This window comes from Advenella sp. FME57 (assembly GCF_014897675.1).
Lineage (GTDB): Bacteria > Pseudomonadota > Gammaproteobacteria > Burkholderiales > Burkholderiaceae_B > Advenella.
Genome location: NZ_JABUXU010000013.1, coordinates 38,320 through 58,430, shown reverse-complemented (window position 1 = coordinate 58,430; position 20,111 = coordinate 38,320). Strand labels below are relative to the sequence as shown.

The window sequence follows — 20,111 nt, the reverse complement described above, 5'->3', positions numbered from 1 at the left end:
AAAAGCATTTTACATAGCGGTCAGTGTTCTCTATTGTTATCCGTAAGTTGTTCCCCCCACCACGGAGAAAATGATGAAACGCAAGCTTATGACAATTGCCATAGCAGGTTTACTGGTTCCGGCAACCTCGATGGTATATGCGCAAACGCCCACGTTGTATCTCGGGTCATATGGCGGTTCAACGCAAAAAGCGTTTGAAGAAGATGTGCTTCCCGCTTTCGAAAAGGCCAACAACGTCAAGGTTGTTTACGTTCCGGGCAACTCGACCGATACATTGGGAAAACTGCAGGCTCAGAAAAGCAATCCTGAACTGGACGTGGTCATGCTCGATGACGGCCCCATGTATCAGGCAATGCAATTTGGCTTCTGCGACATAATCGACAAAAGCGCACCTGTATTCAAAGACCTGTACCCGATCGCTGACCTGGGATCCAATGCCCTTGGTATCGGACTGGTGGCCACCGGCCTGTTCTACAACGAAGAGGTCTTCAAAAAAGAAGGCCTGACGCCACCGACATCCTGGCACGATCTGGAAAATCCCCAGTTCGAACAGCGCATGGTCATACCACCGCTGAACAATACATACGGCCTGCACACGCTGGTGAAATTTGCCAAACTCAATGGCGGCAATGAAAAGAACCCCGATCCCGGCTTTGATGCCATTATCAAAAAAATCAACCCGAATGTGCTGGCCTGGGAACCCTCGCCCGGCGGCATGACTTCGCTGTTTCAGAACGGCGAAGCGATTATCGGTGTGTGGGGCAATGGCCGGGTTGAAACATTCAAGTCCACCGGCTTTCCGGTCAAATTCGTTTATCCGAAAGAAGGCGCCATGGCACTGCTGACAGCAGCCTGTCCTGTTGTCAAAAGCAATGTGCCTGAACTGGCCCAGAAACTGGTGCAGTATCTTGCCTCGCCTGAAATACAGATGGTTTTTGCGCGCACCCAAAGCTGGGGGCCTGTCAACAAAACCGTGAAGTTGCCAGCAGAGGACGCGCAACGCGTGGTGTACGGCGAGGCGGTGGACAAACTGGAAAAGACCGACTGGGATAAGGTCAATGCCGTGCGCACACAATGGAATGATCGCTGGAACCGGACGGTGGAGCGGTAAATGAGTTTTCTTTCTGTCAGAAACCTGGGCAAAGACTACGGCTCGGCGCGCGTGGTCAAATCCATGAATCTTGACATCGAGCGTGGTGAGTTTGTCTCGCTGCTGGGCCCTTCGGGTTGCGGCAAGACGACCACACTGCAAATGATTGCCGGATTCATCGACCCCACTTGCGGCCAGGTCATTCTGGATGGCATGGACCTGACCGACATGCCGCCCGAAAAGCGTGATATCGGCGTGGTATTCCAAAGCTACGCGCTGTTTCCCCATATGACTGTCCAGGACAATATCAGTTTCGGCCTGGAAATGAGGAAAATGGCCAAAGCCGAACGGCGCGAGCGCGTCGACCAGGTGCTTGACATGGTCAGCCTGACCGGAATGGGCGAGCGCTACCCTGCCCAGCTCTCCGGGGGGCAGCGGCAACGTGTCGCAATCGCCCGTTCACTGGCAATCCGGCCCAGGCTGCTCCTGCTTGATGAACCTATGTCCAATCTGGATGCCAAACTGCGCGAGAACATGCATATCGAGCTGCGTCGGATCCAACGCAAACTGGGCATTACCACAATTCTGGTTACCCACGACCAGACCGAAGCGATGACCATGAGCGACCGTATTGCGCTGATGAACGATGGATGCATTCAACAGCTGGCGCCGCCGCTTGAGGTATACCATAACCCCAGGACACTGTTTGTATCCGGGTTCCTGGGGCGCGCCAACGTTTTTGAAGGCACGATTGCACACAGCGATACCCAGGGCTATCAGGTCAGCAGCGATGGCCTGACCTTCGCGGTCTGCCTGCCGGAACATCATCCTTTTCGCGCAGGCAAGGCCAACATTATGATCCGACCGGAGAATGTCGGCTTTGCAGGCCCCGGCACGGCCGGCAAATTGCCGGGCATGCTGTCCGAGGCCGTGTTTCTGGGCACGCACTGGCTCTGTGAAGTCAAAACGGCACTGGGCATGTGGTTTGTCTCGATCAAGACGCTCACCGCGCAGCCCGGTGAAACGGTGACGCTGGACTGGCAGGATTGCGATCTGCGCATTATCGCCGAGCAGCAGTAGGACGGGTGGCTCAAATGCGTAAAGAACCCTATGTCCTGCTGACGCCCGCGCTCCTGCTGTTTTGCGGCATGCTCATCATTCCCATGCTGCTGGTTGCGCTGCTGTCTTTCTATGCTTTTAACGGCACCACCGGCATCATCCCGGATTTTTCGTTTGGCAACTACATAAAGATCTTCTCCGATCCTTACTACGGGGAAATTTTCCTGCGCACTGCCGGCATGGCCTTGCTGGTCACCATCATCTGCCTGGTCCTGGGTATTCCCGAAACACTTATCCTGGCACGCATGCGTGCCCCATGGCGCGGAATCTTCCTGGTGATGGTACTGGGACCCTTGCTAATTTCAGTGGTGGTGCGTACGCTGGGCTGGTCCATCCTGATGGGCCGGCAAGGTCTCATCAACGATACCCTGCTCCTGCTTGGTCTGATCGATTCGCCAATCCGCCTCACTTTCACGTTTACCGGCATGGTCATCGGTCTGGTGCACGTCATGGTTCCGTTCATGATTATCTCCATCTGGGCAACCTTGCGCAAGCTGGACCCTACCGTGGAGTATGCAGGCCGCTCGCTTGGTGGCTCGCCGCTTACCGTCTTTCGCCGGATTATTTTCCCGCAACTGATGCCCGGGATACTGTCAGGTTCCATTATCGTTTTCGCCCTGTCGGCGTCGGCGTTTGCCACGCCAGCCATTCTGGGCGGGCGCCGCCTGAAAGTGGTGGCCACGGCTGCCTATGACGAATTTCTCAATTCCCTGAACTGGCCGCTGGGCGCTGCCATTGTGATCCTGCTGCTGATCGCCAACATCATTATTATCATGGGGCTGAACCGCTACACTGAAAGAAAATACCGCATGATTTTTTCCGCCGGAGAAAATGGATGAAACGCAATAGAACGCTCTCGCTCCTTTTTCATGCCGCTTTCATGCTGTTTTTGCTGGCTCCCCTGATCATCGTGATCGTCGTCTCGTTCACAGACAAAGGCTTCATTTCCTATCCGAGCGACGGGCTGTCGTTGCGATGGTATCGGGCGGTGGCCGACGAACCCCGGATTATGCAATCGTTCTGGCTGTCCCTGAAACTGGCCTCGTTTGCATCCACCATTGCCGTTTGCCTGGCAGTGCCAGCGGCACTGGCGCTGACCCGTTTCCGTTTCCCGGGACGCGACACCGTCAGCGCATTTCTGATGTCGCCGCTCATGATTCCAAATGTGGTATTGGGCGTATCATTCCTGCGATTTTTCAATATCGCCGGGCTGTCGGGTTCGGTATTCTGGCTGACAATGACACACGTCATTTTCATTTTTCCCTACTCCCTGCGCCTGGTTCTGGCCTCGGCTACCGGTATGGACCGGGAAGTTGAAATGGCGGCAAGATCACTTGGCGCGGGCAAACGCCATGTGTATGGCCGTATCATACTGCCATTGATCCTGCCCGGCCTGACCGGCGGCTGGCTGCTGTCTTTTATCCAGAGTTTCGATGAACTGACCATGACAGTATTCGTTGCAACACCGGGCACAACGACACTGCCGGTCTGGATGTATAACCATATTGCGCAAACCATCGATCCCCTGATCACCTCCGTATCGGCAATTCTCATTATTGCAACGGTAATAATGATGATCATCATGGACCGTCTGGTGGGCCTGGATAAAGTGTTGATTGGAAAAGGTTGAAATGTACAACACAGATATTATTGTGATAGGCGGCGGCATCGTCGGTTCAAGCGTCGCTTATGGTCTGGCCCGTCAAAATGCGAAAGTGCTCATGCTTGACGAAGGCGACGTCGCCTTTCGCGCATCCAGGGGCAATTTCGGGCTCGTGTGGGTGCAGGCAAAAGGCCACGGCTTTTCTCCCTACACCCGATGGACCCTGCAATCGGCCCGCAACTGGCCGGCGCTGGCTAGCGAACTGACCCAACGCACCGGCATCGATCCTTATCTGCAGCAGCCAGGCGGCTTCGTATTCTTCACCAATCAGGCCGACATGGATGCAAGACAGCAGCTGATGCGCGACATCCAGGCCTCGGTAGACGAGAAGTATGACTACACGTTCATGTCGCCCGCAGAGCTTCGCAAATATATTCCTGCAATCGGCCCCAAGGTGATTGGCGCCTGTTATACGCCCATGGATGGCCATGCCAATCCATTGAAACTGTTGCCGGCATTGCAGCATGGTGCGCGCCAGCTGGGGGTGGACTATCGCTACAACAACCCTGTCGAGCATATCGATTATCAGTCAGGCAACTTTGTCGTGACTACACGCGCCGGCGAAAAATATGCCGCAAAAAAAGTGGTGCTGTGCGCTGGCCTGGGCAACAAGCGACTAGGTGAATTTGTCGGACTGCACGTGCCGGTTAAACCGAATCAGGGCCAGGTCATGATCGGGGAGCGCAGTGCCCCGTTCCTGTCCTATCCCACCATGCATGTGCGACAGACCAATGAAGGCACGATACAGATCGGCGACTCGCTGGAAGACGTGGGCTATGACGATACAACACGATTGTCATTACAGCAGGGCATCGCCCAGCGCGCCATCGACTATTTCCCGGCGCTGGCCGACATGCGCATTATCCGATGCTGGGCGGCGCTGCGGATCATGTCGCCCGATGGCATGCCAATCTATCAGGAATCGTCCGAGATGCCTGGTGCCTACGTGGTGACTTGCCACAGCGGCATCACACTGGCGGCCAATCACGTTTTCACGATTCCCGACTGGATTTTGCGCGGCACCGCTGCCCAAACCATCGCCCCATTCTCCAACCAGCGCTTCTGCAATTTGAACAGAGATCAATCATGAACACAGTACTTTTCAGAACCGTGCAGACCGAAAGTGGCCAAGCATCTGCCCAGACCGTTTCCTTTGACTTCGAAGGCCGGCAATTGAACGCTCCCAAAGGTATTACCGTGGCAGCCGCATTGATGCAGAACCAAGTACTGCATTTTCGTGACTCGCCCGTCAGCGGCCAGCCCCGCGCCCCTTACTGCCAGATGGGGGTCTGCTTCGAATGCCTGGTGCAGATCAATGGCGTGCAAAACCGGCAAAGCTGCATGACGACGATCGAGGACGGCATGGTTATTCGGATGCAGCAGGGCCAGACCACGTTTACGGTGATCCAGACAGGTGACGAACAATGAGTACACACACAAATGTCGCCATCATCGGCGCGGGGCCTGCCGGCATGATGGCCGCGGCCAGACTGACAAGCCGCAATCACTCGGTCATCGTTCTGGATGAACAGCCCCAGGCCGGCGGCCAGATCTGGCGAAATATCATGGGCACCACGACCGGACTTGCCGGCATTCTGGGGCCAGACTACGCTGCAGGCGCGGCCGTGGCCGGGCAGTTTGCCGCCTGCGGCGCGCAACACCTGCGCGGCGCAACCGTATGGAACCTGACACGCGAGCGCCAGCTCCATTATCTGCACGAGGGGCAGACGCATACACTGACGGCCGATGCAGTGATTCTGGCCACGGGGGCCATGGAGCGCCCCTTCCCCATTCCAGGCTGGACCCTGCCTGGCGTTATGGGCGCCGGCGCTGCACAGGTATTGCTCAAGGGGTCCGGCACCGTGCCGGCCACACCCGTTGTCATTGCCGGCTGCGGCCCCCTGCTCTATCTGATTTGCTGGCAGTATTTGCGGGCCAATGTGCAGATTGCCGCCGTACTGGACACCAGTTCGGGCAAGGATATTTTTCAGGCCAGTCCGGCGTTGCTTACGGGGCTTGCTGCATTTGGTGACATCCGCAAGGGCTTGTCCATGATCAACGCCATAAAGGAAAAAAAGATCCCGTTCTATCGCGGGGTGCAGAATCTGCGCGTGCTGGGCGAGGCCAGCGTGCGTTCGATCTCATTTGAACACCAGGGGCAAACCCATGAGCTCGATACCAATCTGGTACTGCTGCACCAGGGCGTCGTTCCCAATACACAATTTACCTGGCTGTTGCGCGCCGCACACGACTGGTCCGACACCGGCGCCTGCTGGATCCCCAAAGCAGATGCGTGGGGCCGGCTGCACGAGCTTGACGGCATTTACCTTGCCGGTGATGGCCAGGGCATTGCCGGCGCCCAGGCTGCCGTTACCCGCGGCGAGCTTGCCGCACTGGCCGTCGATGCCCGATTAAACCCCGTGCTAGCAGATTCACTTGAGAACCGCAGCACGCCGTTGCGATCACGACTGAAAAAGGACATGGCGCTGCGCCCGTTTCTGGATGCCGCCTATATGCCCAAACGCGAGAACCGGATTCCTCATGACGACACGATTGTTTGCCGCTGCGAAGAAGTGACTGCCGGGCAAATTCGGGACTTTGTCCAGCAAGGCTGCATGGGACCGAATCAGGCAAAGTCGTTCAGTCGCTGCGGGATGGGCCCCTGCCAGGGTCGCATGTGCGGGCTCACGGTGACCGAAGTGATTGCCGATCAGTTGAAGGTTGCGCAGGATCAGGTCGGCTACTACCGGATCCGCGCACCGCTCAAGCCGGTTACACTGGCAGAGCTGGCCTGCGCCACACATTCCGAATTCTGATTTTTTCACAGGAGTAAACGATGTCAACAATAGAACGTTTCGAAACCAACAAGCGGATGAGCCGCGTCGTCAAATACAACGGCATTCTTTTTCTGAGTGGCCTGACAGGCGACAATCCTGACGAGGACGTACAGGGACAGACCCGCAGCATTCTGGCGAAAATTGAAAAACATCTGCAAGCACACGGTTCATCCAAAGACAAGATCCTGACTGCGCAGATCTGGCTCAAGGACATTGACCGGGATTTTGCAGGCATGAACGAAGTCTGGGACAGCTGGTTTCCTGAAGGCACTGCGCCCACACGCGCCACTGGTGAATCCAAATTGGCTGCCCCCAAGCTGCTGGTTGAGATCATCGTCTCGGCGGCCGTGTAACTGCACGACCAGGGCAACCCATGAGTCACCATGTCAAATGTGATGTCATCATTGTCGGTGGGGGCATTCATGGCGTTGCCACAGCCTATTTCCTGGCAAAGAAGGGCCTCTCGGTTATCTTGCTTGAAAGGGACTTCTGTGGCCGCTGCGCCTCGGGCGTTAATGCCGGTGGTGTGCGAACCCTGGGACGAGTATTGCCGGAAATCCCCCTTTCCCTGGCGTCCTCGACACTGTGGCAGACACTTGATTTTCTGCACGATTTTGATGGCGCCTTTGTGCGAACGGGGCAAATCAAGATTGCCGAATCCGGGCAAGACATGCAGATTCTGCGCGAACGCCGGGATCTGCTTGCCCAACACGGTTTTGATCACGAAAAACTCATAGACAGGGACCAGGTGCGACAGATCGTACCGGCTATCGCCGCGCACGTTCAGGGCGCCCTGTGGGTCAGCACTGACGGTTTTGCCTTTCCCTATCTGATCGTACAGGCATTTGCCCGTCAGGCCCGCAAATACGGCGCACAGATACGGGAACAATCACCCGTCAATGCGATAGAAAAAAGCGGCAATCACTGGCGCGTGCGCACTCAAGAGCACACCATTACCGGCGAGAAACTACTGCTGTGTGCCGGCGCCTGGACCGCCGAGCTGGCGCGCCTTTGCGGGGATGATATCCCGGTCACGCCTGGCGGCCTGATGCTCATGGTGACCCAGCGCGTACCGCATTTTATCAATCCGGTCCTGGGCGCCACCAGTCGCGGCCTGTCCTTCAAGCAGTTTGGCAATGGCACAGTCGTCATCGGCGGGGCGCTGGCGTGTGAAGCCGATGCCAGGCAAAACCATGCTGAACTGGAATTTTCACGACTGGCCAACAGCGCGCGCATTGTGACTGATCTTTTTCCATTTCTGAAGAATGTAAGCATTACACGGGCCTGGTCCGGGATTGATGGCTATGCGCCGGACCACACCAGCATCATCGGGCCCAGTGCATCGGTGGACAATTTGTATTACGCTTGTGGTTTTTCATCCAGCGGCTTTCAACTGGGACCGGCATCGGGCCAGTATCTGGCAGCGCTGATTGCCGACAATGCAGTCAATCCGCTGCACCATGGCCTGTTGCCTGCGCGTTTTTCCTGATAAAACAAAGCCGACCGACCTTGCCATTTTCCCGTTTTGCATCAAGTTGGCAGATTCAGAACGTGCCTGGCAACGATATTGCGCTGTATCTCATTGGTGCCGCCATAAATGGTCGTCACCATCGAATGTGTAAAAGGCGCCAGGCTGTTGATCACCGTGCCGTCTTCATAATGGGTGTCGTCAAACTGGCCGCCGTGCTCGTCTGCAGCACGGGCAAGCTCCTGGCCGATTCTCATATAGGTTTCGGTAGCCCATATTTTCAGCAACGATATCGAAGGCGGCAAATCCGTCCCATTCTTTACGTACCCGGCAAACATCGAAAACAGGCTTTCCAGATCTGCAATATCCATTCGCAATTGCGCATAGCGCTGCAAAAAGAATTCACTTGCAAACAGATTTTCCTTGCGCGCCAGTGTAGTCAGTATCGAAAAGGCGTGTTGTGACTGTTGCGGGCTTCCTGCAAAAATACGTTCGAAACCCAGCAGAGCCTTGGCGATTGTCCATCCCTCATTGAGCCGGCCAACAAGGTTGGCTTGCGGCACCCTCACGTTATCAAAAAATACCTCGCAGAACTCCTGATCGCCCAGCAAATTGGTAATGGGCGACACGCTGATACCGGGGCAAGACAGATCGATCAGAAGAAAACTGATACCCGCTTGCTTCTTGACGGTCTTGTCTGTTCTCACCAGGGCAAAGATATGCGTCGCATTGTGAGCCAGTGTTGTCCAGATTTTCTGGCCGTTGACAATAAAATCGTCGCCGTCTGCGACCGCTTCGGTTTTCAGGGAAGCCAGATCAGACCCAGCGTTAGGCTCCGAATAGCCCTGGCACCAAATATGTTCCCCCGAAAGAATTTCTGGTAGATACGTCTGCTGTTGCTGCGCGGTACCATATTTGATAAGCACTGGTCCCAGATTGATGATGCCCTGGTCCGGCAGCCGGGCCACGCCGTATCTTTCCATTTCCTCAAAAAAAATGAGCTGCTTCTCTGGCGTAAGCCCCATACCGCCGAAGGCTTTGGGCCAGGCGGGTGCCAGCCAGCCTTTGTCGGACAGCAAATGGTACCAGTCCTTGACTTCAGACCAGTACAGACGCCGGGCAACATGCCGCAAGGACGATGGGTAATGATCCACCAGAAAGCGACGGACCATGGATGCAAAATCCCTGTCAGCCATTTCATTCAGATCCTCATATTGCTCGGTTGCGGCCACATTCACTGTTTCGCAGCTAGTGCTGCTATCGCGGCTGCTACTTTGCGTATTGAGCTGGTCGCTGATGTACCGAAGACGGTGCCTGTCCTCGTTGCCCAGCCACGCAGACAGATGAAGGGCACGTTTCAGGTAGATCCCGACATCCAGTTCGTCCGTGTATCCGATTGCTCCATGCAACTGGACCGCCAGCTTTGACACGGACACGCCAACCTGATCGGCACGGGCCTTGACCAGGCTGGCCACGGCCGAGAGCGTGATATCGCCTTTGCAATAGGCAGTCCAGGTTTCCTTCAGGGACGCCGACAATAGCAGAATATGCATGTAGGCGTCGACCATCCGATGCTGTAATGCCTGATTGGCGCCAATCGGCTTGCCAAATTGTTCTCTTGTTTGCAGATAGTCCAGCGTCATGTTGAACGCCTGAGCAGAAATGCCCAGCAATTCGTGGCTGGCAACGAACCGACCGGCATCAAGCGCCTTGTCCAGTGCCGGCCTGACTGCGCTGCCACTGGCGACAATACGCTCCTGTGCAACGGCAACGTCAAACTTAAGGTGAACCATGAACGAGCCGTCAATCCGACGCACACTCTCTATTTCTACACCCTTATCGGCGCACTCGACCCAAACCAGGACGTCATCGTCTCCCCGTGAACACTGTACTAACCAGCCGTCAGCACCGCTGCCGGGGCTGACCCATTTTTTACTTCCTTTCAACCTGAACAGCGAATTGTCCGGCGTCAGATAGGTGGCAGCATCGCCTACATTCAGCTGGCCTGTCTTTTCCTGCCAGGCCAGGCCGCAAATCAGCTCACCCTGCGCGATGCGTACCAACAGATTATTCACCGACTCCGATGGTTCCAGCTCAAGCAAGGCGACTGCGGGCATGACCGCGGCGGCAACGTACGGCTCGGGAATGGGCATTTGGCCGATTGCAGTCGCAATGGCTGCTGCAGCATCAAGTCCGAGTCCAAGACCGCCTCTTTGTTCCGGGATGAAAATCGAGGTCCAGCCGGCCGCGGCAAGTTTGCCCCACATCGGCTTCTCAAAACCCGGGACGCTATCTCTCAGACGCCGCAGTCTGGCCAAAGATGATTCGCGCTGAATCAGGCCGCGCGCGCTTTCGGCAAATTCCCGGTTCGACTCCGCAATGAGTTCATTTATTTCAAATGCCATGAATATTTGTCTCCTGTTGCCATCAAGCGATTCTGTTTGTGTCCGCCTATAGTAAATCGATTCAATTGCTCAAGGTATAACAAAATACGTCATTCAGATATCACATATTTGACATATCAAAACGGACACACCTGAAATAGAATCGATAAAAACAATCATATTGGAGACCGACATGACAAAAGCCATTAACTTTGCTGCAATGCTGCTACTCGTACCGGCTGCAGCGGTGCAGGCAGCCCCTTTTCCCGAAAAACCGGTAACGATCCTTGTCCCCTATTCTGCGGGCGGCATCACAGATCAGATCGGACGCATACTGGCCGACAAGCTCGGCAAGAAATGGAACCAGCCAGTGGTCGTGGCAAACAAACCCGGCGCCGGCGCAGCGATCGGCACTGCGGCAGTGGCCAACGGCAAAGCGGACGGTTATCAGATCCTGATAGGGAGTGTGGGTACTGTGACCAACCAGTTCATGCTCAAGTCTCTGCCGTATAACACAGAGGATCTGGAACCCCTGCTGCAGATTTCCGAGGCGCCCAATGTACTTTACGTCAGATCATCCTTACCGGTGAAGTCTGTGACTGAACTGGTTGACTACGCCAAAAAGAATCCGGACAAACTCACCTTTGCCAACTCCGGAATCGGATCCAGCCCGCATCTTGCCGCTGCGCTTTTCCAGGATAAAGCAAAAATCAGCATTACCAATGTCCCCTACCGCGGGACTTCGGCTGCGATTGCGGATTTTCTGGGTGGGCAGGTAGACGCGTACTTTGACACCATGCAATCGATGCCCTATGTGAAACAGGGCAAGCTCGCAGTCCTGGGCGTCGCCGCTCAAAAACGTGTACCCAGCCATCCGGATGTTCCGACCATAGCCGAATCGGGTATCGCGAATGTGCTGGCCAGCAGCTGGTTTGGCGTATTCATTCCGGCCAAAACCCCTGAAGCAATAAAGACAGAAATCAGTAACGCCATTACAGAAGCAATGCAAGATGCGCAGACAACACAGAAAATTGAGAACCTTGGTACCGTGATTCGAGTTCGCGATAGACAGCAGTTCAGACAATTTTTTGACAAGGAAACGCAACGCTGGGGGGAACTTATCAAACGCCTGAATATTGCGGGCAGCTAGCATGAGTACGCCAATCAGTGAAAAAACGGCCAGCACATCCGGCGACAGCCCTGTTAACTGGGATATCAAATCGTTGCGGATTTTTATTCTTGTGGCCCGTGTCGGCAATCTCACCAAAGCAGGTGTTGAGCTGGGGATGTCGCAATCGGCGATCAGCCGGTATCTGTCCACGCTCGAAAAGCGGGCAGGCGGCTACCTGTTCCAGAGACACGGCAGAGGCGTTTCGCTGTCCGAGCTAGGGCAGCGCATCTATCCGGTTGTAGAAAAGGTACTGGAAGACCTGGGCACGCTTTCTGAAATCGTGAGCGAAGAAGCTGAAAGACTCAGCGGCCTGGTACGTATCGGTACGCTGCCTTCACTGTCACGCAACATATTCGTTCCGCTGTTTTTCCTGATGCAAAAAGAATTTCCGGGCGTGCGCCTGAAAGTCCAGGAAGGCTCCGGCGGACAAATAGACAACTGGCTATTGACCCAGCAGATAGATATCGGCCTGCCCTATCGAAACAATAACGAAAGCCAGTACGCTGACGAGTCTATTATTCAGATGCAGTCCTACCTGGTTGGCCCTATCGGCGACAAGCTCACCAGAGGCTCAAGCGTGCCGTTCAAAAAAATGCATCAGATCCCTCTTATCCTGCCGAGCAAACCCAGCGCCGTGCGAATGAAGCTGGACGAATTGGCCAGAAGAGAAAAGATACACCTGAATGTCGTCCTTGATGCCGATTCGGGCCTGATGCAAAAGTGCATTTCCGAACAACAAGGCGGCTACACCGTTTTGCCGTGGCACGCGATCAAAGATGAAGTCGAGAACCGACAGATTCAGGCTGCTCGCATTGTAGAGCCGGAAATTGCGCGAAACATTTCAATTGTGGTGAACAACAATCCTTCCAAAGCGACCCGGACAGTCAGCCGAATCATACGGTCATTGTTCGATAAAAGTCGTATCCACCAGTAAACCGCCTCCCGAGGAGACAACATGAAAACGATTCTTCCCATATCATCTGTCATGGCAGCATTGCTGCTCTGCACTGGCGTGCAGGCAGCCGATACCCAGACATTTCCGAATAAACCACTCAGAATGGTCGTGCCGTTCGCGCCTGGCGGCGGTGCGGACATGACCGCCAGAATCATCAGCGAAACACTGGCTAAAAAGCTTGGGCAGCCAGTCGTTGTTGAAAACAAGGCCGGCGCAGGGGCAACCATCGGCGCAGCTTATGTCGCCAGGTCCGCGCCCGACGGTTATACGATCCTGTACACAACGCCCGGGCCACAGATTACCAACCCCAATTTGATGAAATCGCTTCCTTACGAGCCTGATGATCTGAAGCCAGTCTCCAAGGTATCCATTGCTCCCAGTGTGCTGGTCATCAATAGCAATCTGCCGGTCAAATCGGTCGATGAATTGATTGCGCTTGCCAGGGACAAGCCCGGCCAGATTCGCTATGCCAGTGCAGGCATTGGGGCCAGCAGCCACCTGAACGGCGAACTGTTGCAGACAATGGCCAAAATCAAGCTGCAACACGTTCCCTATAAGGGTACCGGTGAAGCGCTCAAGGATCTGGTCGGCGGCAACACAGATATGGCCATCGACACGCTGGCCGTGTATATGCCATACATCAAGTCAGGCAAGCTCACCGCGCTTGGCGTAACCACGCCCACAGCCCTGGATCTGCTGCCCGGTATAGAGCCGATTGGAAAATCGCTCCCCGGATATGACGCTTCACCCATGAATTATCTGTCCGTTCCTGCGAAAACGCCTGACAGCATCGTCAGCATTCTGAACAAGGCCGTTAACGATGCCATCAAAGAGCCTGAAGTCAAAGACAAACTACTGCAACAGGGCATTCTGGCCGAAGGCAGCAGCCAGCAGGAAATAGAGGCATTGATCGGCAAAGAGCAGCTCAAATGGCAAAAAGTCATTGATGGCGCCGGCCTGTCCCCGAAATAGATGGCCCAACCGCACTTTGTTTAACTGGATGGAATCAACAGGAGTATAAAGTTGTCAAACCCGCTTTCCCATATCACCGTACTGGACTTGAGTCGAGTCCTTGCCGGTCCCTGGGCCAGCCAGATTCTGGCTGACCTTGGCGCCAATGTCATCAAAGTTGAACGTCCTGGCGCCGGCGATGATACGCGCGCGTGGGGCCCGCCATTTTTGCAGGATGAACAGGGAAACGACACCCGCGAGTCGGGCTATTACCTGATTGCCAATCGGGGAAAAAAGTCTATCTCGGTTGACATAAAATCAGCAGCTGGCCAGGAAATCATCAAAATGCTGGCCAAACAGGCAGACGTTGTGCTGGAAAACTTCAAGGTCGGCACGCTCGAAAAACTTGGCCTGGGCTACGATGATTTGCGCAAAATCAACCCGCGGCTTATCTATTGCTCGATCACCGGGTTCGGGCAATCGGGCCCCAGAAAATCCCAGGGGGCCTACGACTTCATGATCCAGGCCATGGGCGGCATCATGAGTGTGACAGGCGAAGCGGATCACAAGCCTGGAGGCGGTCCGCAAAAAATCGGCATCCCCCTCATTGATCTGATCACGGGGGTATACGCCTCGTCTGCCATTCTCTCGGCACTGGTCCATCGCAACGAAACCGGTCAGGGCGAATATATCGATATGGCCATGCTCGATGTTCAGGTGTCGCTGCTGGCCAATCAGGCAATGAACTATCTTCTTACTGATCAGATTCCGGTACGACGGGGCAACAACCATCCCAACATTCAACCGCAACGCGTATATACCTGCAAAGATGGACAAATCATCCTGGCCGTCGGCAGCGATAGTCAATTTGCCAAACTGTGCCATATCCTCGGCCATCCTGAAATGGCCGAATCAGACAAATTCAGGACGAATGCCGCGCGTGTTGTCAATTTGCCCGAACTGGATCTGTTTCTGGATCAGGCGCTGGCCAAACAGGACAAGAGCGTGCTGCTCAAGGCCCTGGAGGTGGCCGGCGTACCGTCGGGGCCCATCAACAATATTGCTGAAGTATTCAAAGACCCGCAAGTAGAACACCGCGGGCTTCTCAAAAAATTTGCGCATCCGCTGCGCGCAGAGATCCCCCAGGTTGTCAATCCCTTCAGATTTCGCAACACCGATCTCAAGCTTGACCTTGCACCCCCTACGCTTGGCCAGCACAACCGGGACGTGCTATCCGCTCTCGGGTACTCCGACAGCGACATTACCCGATTGAAAGAGCAGTCTGTTATTTAACCCAATCAAGGACACACTATGAATCAGCTGGAAGCCCTGGATATCCAAATCAAGGATCACATCGCAGTCGTTTATCTGGACAACCCCCCGGTCAACGCAGTCAACACATCCATGCTCAATAGCCTGGCATTGGCCATGGATCAGTTTTCGGATGACGGCAACGTGCGTGCCGTTGTCCTGACCGGCAAGGGCAAAGTATTCTGCGCCGGCGCAGATCTTAAAAACCGCAGTGAAATCACCGCCAATCCTGGCGGCTTGCACCAGCACTCGCGCCGTACACGCGAAGCATTCCACGCAATCCGAGAATGCTCAAAGCCGGTGATCAGTGCGATAAATGGCGCGGCGCTGGGCGCGGGTCTTGGCATCGTGGCCTCAAGCGATATCCTGGTTGCCGGACATTCAGCAAAGTTGGGCCTTCCCGAAGTAGACGTGGGTCTGCTCGGTGGCGTTCGTCATGCACAACGTTTGTTTGGCCATTCCCGCCTTCGCCGGATGATGCTCACCGGCATGCGTGTAAGCGGCGACGAGCTGTACCGGCTTGGCATCGTCGAAGCCTGCGTGCCAGATGAAGCACTGCTTGAGACGGCAATGGACATCGCCCGGGTGATTGCCGAGAAAAGCCCGCTGTCCATTCAGCTTCTGATACAAACGGCCAATGCGATTGAAGATATGAGTTTGCGCGATGGTTATCGCTACGAGCAGGATATGACAGCTGCCATAGCGAAAACAGAAGATGCGCACGAGGCTCGGGCGGCGTTTCTGGAGAAACGCAAAGCTGTATTCAAGGGGCGTTGACTTCAACAGTGCAATAGCGACGGCCTGCTACTTAGGCAACCGCATCAATCAGGTGGCCGGCTTTTCGTTCAACGCCAGCAACGGGTTAAGCCCGCTCAAGGCCACTTTCGAATGTAACGCCCGGCCCAATACAGACTCGCAATAGGCAGACGCATCCAGCATGCGCTGCAGATCAACGCCCGTGTCCACGCCCATGGATTCAAGCAGATTGATCCAGTCTTCGGTGCAGACATTGCCGGTAAAGCCGCCCCCATATTTCACCTTGGAAGGATGGCCGCCGACACCGCCCATGGAACAATCAAAATAGCGCACGCCGCTCTCGTAGGCAGCAAGATAATTGACCATGCCGGTACCGCGGGAGTCATGAAAATGAGCGACGGGCACCACTTGAGGAAATTCTCTGATAACTGCGGCAAAAAGCCGCTGGGTTGCCGCAGGTACAGCCATTCCCGTGGTATCTCCCAAGGCCACCAATTGCACACCTGCATTGCTGAATTTCTCGACTTCACGGAGCACCTCCAGTTCGCTGACCTGCCCTTCGAAAGGACAGCCAAACGCCATGGAAATCGTTCCTACCAGGCGATATTGTCCGCTGGCAGCGGCGACCATATCCGCAATATTCTTCCACTGATCCGCACGCGTGCGCTTCAGGTTTTTCAGCGAATGACTATCCGTGGCCGACACCAGCAAACTGATCTCATTGGCGCCAATCCCCTTGCCCGAGTCTATCAGCGCACGCTCCACGGCCCGCACGTTGGCGCATGTGGCCTTGTAAAACACGCCAGGTCGTCTTTGTATGTCGGAGAGCACCTCGCTGGCATCGGCAAACTGCGGAATCACTTTCGGGTTCGAATAGGAGGTCGCTTCGATCCGTGTCAGCCCCATATCGGTAAAACGGTCGATCAGGGCGATCTTGGTAGCCAGCGGCAGCATGACAGGTTCATGTTGCAGACCGTCCCGGGCGAAGCATTCACAAATTACGATATCGCTCATTTTGTCTGCTCCGTCAATCCCAGCAAGGCAATGGCATGCGCGCGCAGTTTGTTTTTCTGTACCTTTGAACTTCCGGTCATGCCGATTTGATCAAAACTGTCCACGACCCGCACGTAGCGTGGCACCTTGAAATTTGCAATGCGCGGCTTGCACCAGGCAATGAGCTCGTCGGGCGTGCAGCTATGTCCTTGTTTCAGTATAACGAAAGCGGCAGGTACTTCTCCGAGCCGCTCGTCGGGGACACCCACCACCTGGGCCAGTTCAATGGCCTCGTGCATCAGAATAAACCCCTCCACTTCCGTGGGCGCAACGTTCTCGCCACCAACACGGAAGATGTCCTTTAACCGGCCAACCATCTTCAGGCGCCCTGCCTCATCCATTTTTCCAAGATCGCCTGTCTTGAGCCAGCCATCTTCGGTAAAAGTCCGGGCAGTGACCTCGGGCAAGTTGTAGTATCCGCGCATGACACTCCAGCCCTTTACCTGAATCTCGCCGGCCTGACCCGCAGGCATTATTTCATCTGTGTTCGTATCCATAATCCGCACCTGCACGCCCGTGTGGGGTAATGCCCAGCCTTCGGTGCGCAATGGCAGTGGGTCGTCCCAGCTGGACATGACCACATTGGGAGAGGCTTCCGATAGGCCATAGGCATTGCACAGGTTCGGCACTTTCATCTGGTCGTGGATTTTCTGCATGACCTCGGGGCCTGCGGCAGCCCACCCGCCACGCAAATGCAATCTTGATGCATCAAACTCCGGGTGCCCCATGAGCATAAGAAAGATCGTGTCGTTGCCTGAAGTCAGGGTGCACTTCTCCCGCTGCAGCATGGCCAGGACACGCGATACATCAAATTTAGGCAAGGTCAATAGACAACATCCGGTACTTACGGAAACCAGTATCGATAAGGTAGAACCGGCCACATGGAAAAACGGCCGGATACTGAAATAACGGTCCTCTGGTCTAATGCCCATGCGCAGCGACACCGCATAGGCATCCGAGAGCATATTGTCATGGCTGAGCATGACGCCTTTTGGGAACGACGTCGTGCCAGAGGTGTATTGAATCAGCAGGATATCATCCGGTTTGACGCTGCCACATTGGGCGTAGCAGGCATTGATGTCTTCTTCGCTGACACTGGCAATCAACCGCTCAAAGTCGATCGCCCCGGCCGGCACCGATGCCGTGTCAAACATGAGTGCCTGAGTCAGGTTTGGCAATACCTCTCCGGGCAAGTCCACGGCCAGGGCCGGCTCCACCTGGCCCAGCAATGCCGAAAAGTCAATGCCCAGGAAATTCTCCGTCAATACAATGGCCTTGACATCTGCCTGTTTCAGACAAAAGGCCAGTTCTTCCTTCTTGAAGCGCGTATTGATGGGTACGGTTACGGCGCCGATCCGGGCGCATGCAAAAAAAGTCTGCAGCCACTGCACACTATTGCCCAGCATCACCGCCACGTGATCGCCTTTGCGAACACCGCGTTGCCACAAAGCAGCTGCAGTACGGTCCACCTTTGCCGACAAGGTCCGCCAGGTCTCGCGCGATTCACTATCGATAAAAGCATCATTGTCGGGATATGCAGCCACGGTGTGGACCAACACCTCGCTCAGGATCCTGCCTCTGGGCAACATGATCACGCTCCTTTTACGCTGCCGAATGTGGATATGGCGGACTTCCAGTCACTATTGCGCAGGTTCTTTTCAATTGCCAGCAGTTCAATCGCCATGGCGCCCTCGCGAGTCGTTTCAACCCCGGCATTGATGCAATGCTTGGTCAGCTTGACCGTCAGTGGTTTTGCATTTGCAATATCCCCAGCCATTTGCATCAGCTGTTCAGCAATCGTATCTTGCGGGACAACCCGATTGATCAGACCGTACTCGCGCGCCTCCTGCGCAACGAAAACACGACCGCTAAAGAGCAGTTCCTTGGCAGTGCGGATTCCGGCAATCCGGCTGATGCGCTGGGTAGCGCCCACCGTACCCCAGCTCACTTCCGGATAACGGAAGGTGGCCTCGGGCGTTGCCCAGGCAAAGTCGCACGCAGCGATAATTTCACAACCGGAGCCAAAAGCCGGACCGTGCACCAGCGCAATAGCGGGACGCGACAGTTTTTCAATCGCATCATAGGCGGCAAAACCGGCTACCCGTCTGGCCGTCATATCGGACAATGTCATATCCTTGCGCTCTTTCAGATCTGCGCCCGCACAAAACGCCGGGCCCGCGCCACGGAAAACCACCACGCGAATGCGTTCGTCCTGTTCGATCTGCTCAGTGACGCTGACCAGTTCTGAACACATTCTCACATTCAGCGCGTTTCTGCTTTGCGGACGATTCAACAGTACAGTGGCCACACCATTTTCCTCTACCGTCAGTTCAATCGTTTCATATGACATTTGTCGTATCCTTATTTGCTTGTAATATTGGCCGCCTTCAGCAGCTTTTCTATTCTTTCACGGTCCTGGGCAACGAAGTCGCTTGCCGCCTTGCTATCCATCAGAAACGGTTCAACGCCCTGCTTCTCGTACATACTGATCGTGTCAGGACTTTCCGAGACTTTTTTCAATGCGGCGTACAAAGTATCGACCACTTCCCTGGGGGTATTGGCCGGTACGGCCATGCTATACCAGCTCGAGCCCTTGAAGCCGTCGTAACCCAGTTCGTCCATGGTTGGAACGTCGGGCAACGCGGGGGAGCGCTTGTTGGCGGCAATCGCAAGCGCGTGCAGCTTGCCTTGCTTGATGAACGGCAACACCGCGGGCAAGTTCAGAAAACCGACCTTGACCAGTCCACCGGCCAGATCTGTCGATGCAGGCGCCGCCCCCTTGTAGGGGACGTGCAGTAATCTAGCCTGCGTTTTCTGTTTGAAATTTTCTCCGGTCAGATGGGGTGAACTGCCGTTGCCGGCCGAGGCATAGGTATATTTTTCCGGATTGTTCTGGCTGTCCTTGATCAGCTCATCGACCGATTTCAAACCCGAATCGGCCGCAACGGTTAACACATTCGGAATATTGCCGACCATGCCGACAAAGGTAAAGTCCTTGATGCCGTCATACTGCACCTTTTGCATCAGGGGCGTCACTACATGCGCAGCTGCTGTGCCGAACAGCACGGTATAGCCATCGGGTTTGGCCCGAGCAACATACTCGGCGCCAATGCTTGCGCCGCCACCCGGTTTGCTCTGGATGATAATGGACTGGCCCAGCACATCACTCATTTGCTTTGCCACTATGCGCGCCAGAATATCAGCCGGTCCACCGGCAGCATACGGGTTGATGAACGTAATTGGTTTATCCGGAAAGCCGGCTGCCTGCGCTGTGTGCATGACGCCCGCCGCCAGTATCGTTATGGCGCCGGCAAAGAGCCGGTTGCCGCTGGAAAAATAGTTGAACATATCTG

General features: G+C 55.2%; 19 protein-coding genes. 14 read left to right on the top strand and 5 right to left on the bottom strand.

Annotated elements, in window-relative coordinates; genetic code table 11:
- Positions 1-73: 73 nt before the first annotated feature.
- From INT32_RS15425 to INT32_RS15385, 9 genes are read left to right on the top strand one after another with little or no spacing between them, the layout of a single operon-like run.
- On the top strand, positions 74-1,111 hold the full coding sequence (locus INT32_RS15425) for an ABC transporter substrate-binding protein (protein ID WP_193089603.1): 1,038 nt from the start codon (positions 74-76) through the stop codon (positions 1,109-1,111).
- Positions 1,112-2,170, top strand: a complete 1,059-nt coding sequence (locus tag INT32_RS15420; RefSeq protein WP_193089602.1) for an ABC transporter ATP-binding protein — start codon at positions 1,112-1,114, stop codon at positions 2,168-2,170. It abuts the gene before it with no gap.
- Between the two features lie 14 nt (positions 2,171-2,184).
- The gene (locus INT32_RS15415) at positions 2,185-3,048 is read left to right on the top strand and encodes an ABC transporter permease (RefSeq protein WP_193089601.1); all 864 of its coding nucleotides are present in this window, start codon (positions 2,185-2,187) and stop codon (positions 3,046-3,048) included.
- Positions 3,045-3,839, top strand: a complete 795-nt coding sequence (locus tag INT32_RS15410; protein ID WP_193089600.1) for an ABC transporter permease — start codon at positions 3,045-3,047, stop codon at positions 3,837-3,839. Before INT32_RS15415 ends, INT32_RS15410 begins: the two co-directional genes overlap by 4 nt.
- Position 3,840: 1 nt before the next feature.
- Positions 3,841-4,962, top strand: a complete 1,122-nt coding sequence (locus INT32_RS15405) for an FAD-binding oxidoreductase (protein WP_193089599.1) — start codon at positions 3,841-3,843, stop codon at positions 4,960-4,962.
- The gene (locus tag INT32_RS15400) at positions 4,959-5,300 is read left to right on the top strand and encodes a (2Fe-2S)-binding protein (RefSeq protein WP_193089598.1); all 342 of its coding nucleotides are present in this window, start codon (positions 4,959-4,961) and stop codon (positions 5,298-5,300) included. The genes INT32_RS15405 and INT32_RS15400 overlap by 4 nt, the downstream gene beginning before the upstream one ends.
- Positions 5,297-6,688, top strand: a complete 1,392-nt coding sequence (locus tag INT32_RS15395; protein WP_193089597.1) for an NAD(P)/FAD-dependent oxidoreductase — start codon at positions 5,297-5,299, stop codon at positions 6,686-6,688. Before INT32_RS15400 ends, INT32_RS15395 begins: the two co-directional genes overlap by 4 nt.
- Before the next feature lie 20 nt (positions 6,689-6,708).
- Positions 6,709-7,062 (top strand): RidA family protein, encoded by a 354-nt coding sequence (locus INT32_RS15390; RefSeq protein ID WP_193089596.1) that lies wholly within the window; start codon positions 6,709-6,711, stop codon positions 7,060-7,062.
- Between the two features lie 20 nt (positions 7,063-7,082).
- Positions 7,083-8,198, top strand: a complete 1,116-nt coding sequence (locus tag INT32_RS15385; protein WP_193089595.1) for an FAD-binding oxidoreductase — start codon at positions 7,083-7,085, stop codon at positions 8,196-8,198.
- A 41-nt stretch (positions 8,199-8,239) separates the two neighbouring features.
- On the opposite strand, the gene INT32_RS15380 is transcribed toward INT32_RS15385, so the two are convergent.
- A complete protein-coding gene (locus INT32_RS15380) occupies positions 8,240-10,582 on the bottom strand; it encodes an acyl-CoA dehydrogenase (protein WP_193089594.1) in 2,343 nt (780 codons plus the stop codon).
- 172 nt (positions 10,583-10,754) lie between these two features.
- Here INT32_RS15380 and INT32_RS15375 point away from each other — a divergent pair, with 172 nt between their 5' ends.
- Genes INT32_RS15375 through INT32_RS15355 form a run of 5 tightly spaced genes read left to right on the top strand, consistent with a single transcriptional unit; the run spans position 10,755 to position 15,726 of the window.
- Positions 10,755-11,711: a tripartite tricarboxylate transporter substrate binding protein gene (locus tag INT32_RS15375; protein ID WP_226817112.1), complete on the top strand. Its 957-nt coding sequence runs from the start codon at positions 10,755-10,757 to the stop codon at positions 11,709-11,711.
- Between the two features lies 1 nt (position 11,712).
- Entirely contained in the window at positions 11,713-12,666 is a 954-nt protein-coding gene (locus INT32_RS15370) for a LysR family transcriptional regulator (RefSeq protein ID WP_193089593.1), read from the top strand.
- A gap of 21 nt (positions 12,667-12,687) precedes the next feature.
- Positions 12,688-13,659, top strand: a complete 972-nt coding sequence (locus INT32_RS15365; RefSeq protein WP_193089592.1) for a tripartite tricarboxylate transporter substrate binding protein — start codon at positions 12,688-12,690, stop codon at positions 13,657-13,659.
- A 51-nt stretch (positions 13,660-13,710) separates the two neighbouring features.
- A complete protein-coding gene (locus INT32_RS15360; RefSeq protein ID WP_193089591.1) occupies positions 13,711-14,931 on the top strand; it encodes a CaiB/BaiF CoA-transferase family protein in 1,221 nt (406 codons plus the stop codon).
- Between the two features lie 18 nt (positions 14,932-14,949).
- The gene (locus INT32_RS15355; RefSeq protein ID WP_193089590.1) at positions 14,950-15,726 is read left to right on the top strand and encodes an enoyl-CoA hydratase/isomerase family protein; all 777 of its coding nucleotides are present in this window, start codon (positions 14,950-14,952) and stop codon (positions 15,724-15,726) included.
- Positions 15,727-15,774: 48 nt separating this feature from the next.
- Here INT32_RS15355 and INT32_RS15350 read toward each other — a convergent pair whose 3' ends face one another.
- Genes INT32_RS15350 through INT32_RS15335 form a run of 4 tightly spaced genes read right to left on the bottom strand, consistent with a single transcriptional unit; the run spans position 15,775 to position 20,106 of the window.
- Positions 15,775-16,719 carry a hydroxymethylglutaryl-CoA lyase gene (locus INT32_RS15350; RefSeq protein ID WP_193089589.1) on the bottom strand — a complete coding sequence of 315 codons (945 nt, stop codon included), beginning with the start codon at positions 16,717-16,719 and terminating at the stop codon, positions 15,775-15,777.
- On the bottom strand, positions 16,716-18,347 hold the full coding sequence (locus INT32_RS15345; protein WP_193089588.1) for an AMP-binding protein: 1,632 nt from the start codon (positions 18,345-18,347) through the stop codon (positions 16,716-16,718). Before INT32_RS15345 ends, INT32_RS15350 begins: the two co-directional genes overlap by 4 nt.
- 2 nt (positions 18,348-18,349) lie before the next feature.
- A complete protein-coding gene (locus INT32_RS15340; RefSeq protein ID WP_193089587.1) occupies positions 18,350-19,108 on the bottom strand; it encodes an enoyl-CoA hydratase/isomerase family protein in 759 nt (252 codons plus the stop codon).
- A gap of 11 nt (positions 19,109-19,119) precedes the next feature.
- Positions 19,120-20,106, bottom strand: coding sequence for a tripartite tricarboxylate transporter substrate binding protein (locus tag INT32_RS15335; RefSeq protein ID WP_193089586.1), 987 nt, complete (start codon positions 20,104-20,106; stop codon positions 19,120-19,122).
- Positions 20,107-20,111: the final 5 nt, after the last annotated feature.

Excerpts from the sequence above, each read along its gene's own strand:
- INT32_RS15425 (WP_193089603.1), top strand. The coding sequence starts at position 74 with ATGAAACGCAAGCTTATGACAATTGCCATAGCAGGTTTACTGGTTCCG.
- INT32_RS15420 (WP_193089602.1), top strand. The coding sequence starts at position 1,112 with ATGAGTTTTCTTTCTGTCAGAAACCTGGGCAAAGACTACGGCTCGGCG.
- INT32_RS15415 (WP_193089601.1), top strand. The coding sequence starts at position 2,185 with ATGCGTAAAGAACCCTATGTCCTGCTGACGCCCGCGCTCCTGCTGTTT.
- INT32_RS15410 (WP_193089600.1), top strand. The coding sequence starts at position 3,045 with ATGAAACGCAATAGAACGCTCTCGCTCCTTTTTCATGCCGCTTTCATG.
- INT32_RS15405 (WP_193089599.1), top strand. The coding sequence starts at position 3,841 with ATGTACAACACAGATATTATTGTGATAGGCGGCGGCATCGTCGGTTCA.
- INT32_RS15400 (WP_193089598.1), top strand. The coding sequence starts at position 4,959 with ATGAACACAGTACTTTTCAGAACCGTGCAGACCGAAAGTGGCCAAGCA.
- INT32_RS15395 (WP_193089597.1), top strand. The coding sequence starts at position 5,297 with ATGAGTACACACACAAATGTCGCCATCATCGGCGCGGGGCCTGCCGGC.
- INT32_RS15390 (WP_193089596.1), top strand. The coding sequence starts at position 6,709 with ATGTCAACAATAGAACGTTTCGAAACCAACAAGCGGATGAGCCGCGTC.
- INT32_RS15385 (WP_193089595.1), top strand. The coding sequence starts at position 7,083 with ATGAGTCACCATGTCAAATGTGATGTCATCATTGTCGGTGGGGGCATT.
- INT32_RS15380 (WP_193089594.1), bottom strand. The coding sequence starts at position 10,582 with ATGGCATTTGAAATAAATGAACTCATTGCGGAGTCGAACCGGGAATTT.
- INT32_RS15375 (WP_226817112.1), top strand. The coding sequence starts at position 10,755 with ATGACAAAAGCCATTAACTTTGCTGCAATGCTGCTACTCGTACCGGCT.
- INT32_RS15370 (WP_193089593.1), top strand. The coding sequence starts at position 11,713 with ATGAGTACGCCAATCAGTGAAAAAACGGCCAGCACATCCGGCGACAGC.
- INT32_RS15365 (WP_193089592.1), top strand. The coding sequence starts at position 12,688 with ATGAAAACGATTCTTCCCATATCATCTGTCATGGCAGCATTGCTGCTC.
- INT32_RS15355 (WP_193089590.1), top strand. The coding sequence starts at position 14,950 with ATGAATCAGCTGGAAGCCCTGGATATCCAAATCAAGGATCACATCGCA.
- INT32_RS15350 (WP_193089589.1), bottom strand. The coding sequence starts at position 16,719 with ATGAGCGATATCGTAATTTGTGAATGCTTCGCCCGGGACGGTCTGCAA.
- INT32_RS15345 (WP_193089588.1), bottom strand. The coding sequence starts at position 18,347 with ATGTTGCCCAGAGGCAGGATCCTGAGCGAGGTGTTGGTCCACACCGTG.
- INT32_RS15340 (WP_193089587.1), bottom strand. The coding sequence starts at position 19,108 with ATGTCATATGAAACGATTGAACTGACGGTAGAGGAAAATGGTGTGGCC.
- INT32_RS15335 (WP_193089586.1), bottom strand. The coding sequence starts at position 20,106 with ATGTTCAACTATTTTTCCAGCGGCAACCGGCTCTTTGCCGGCGCCATA.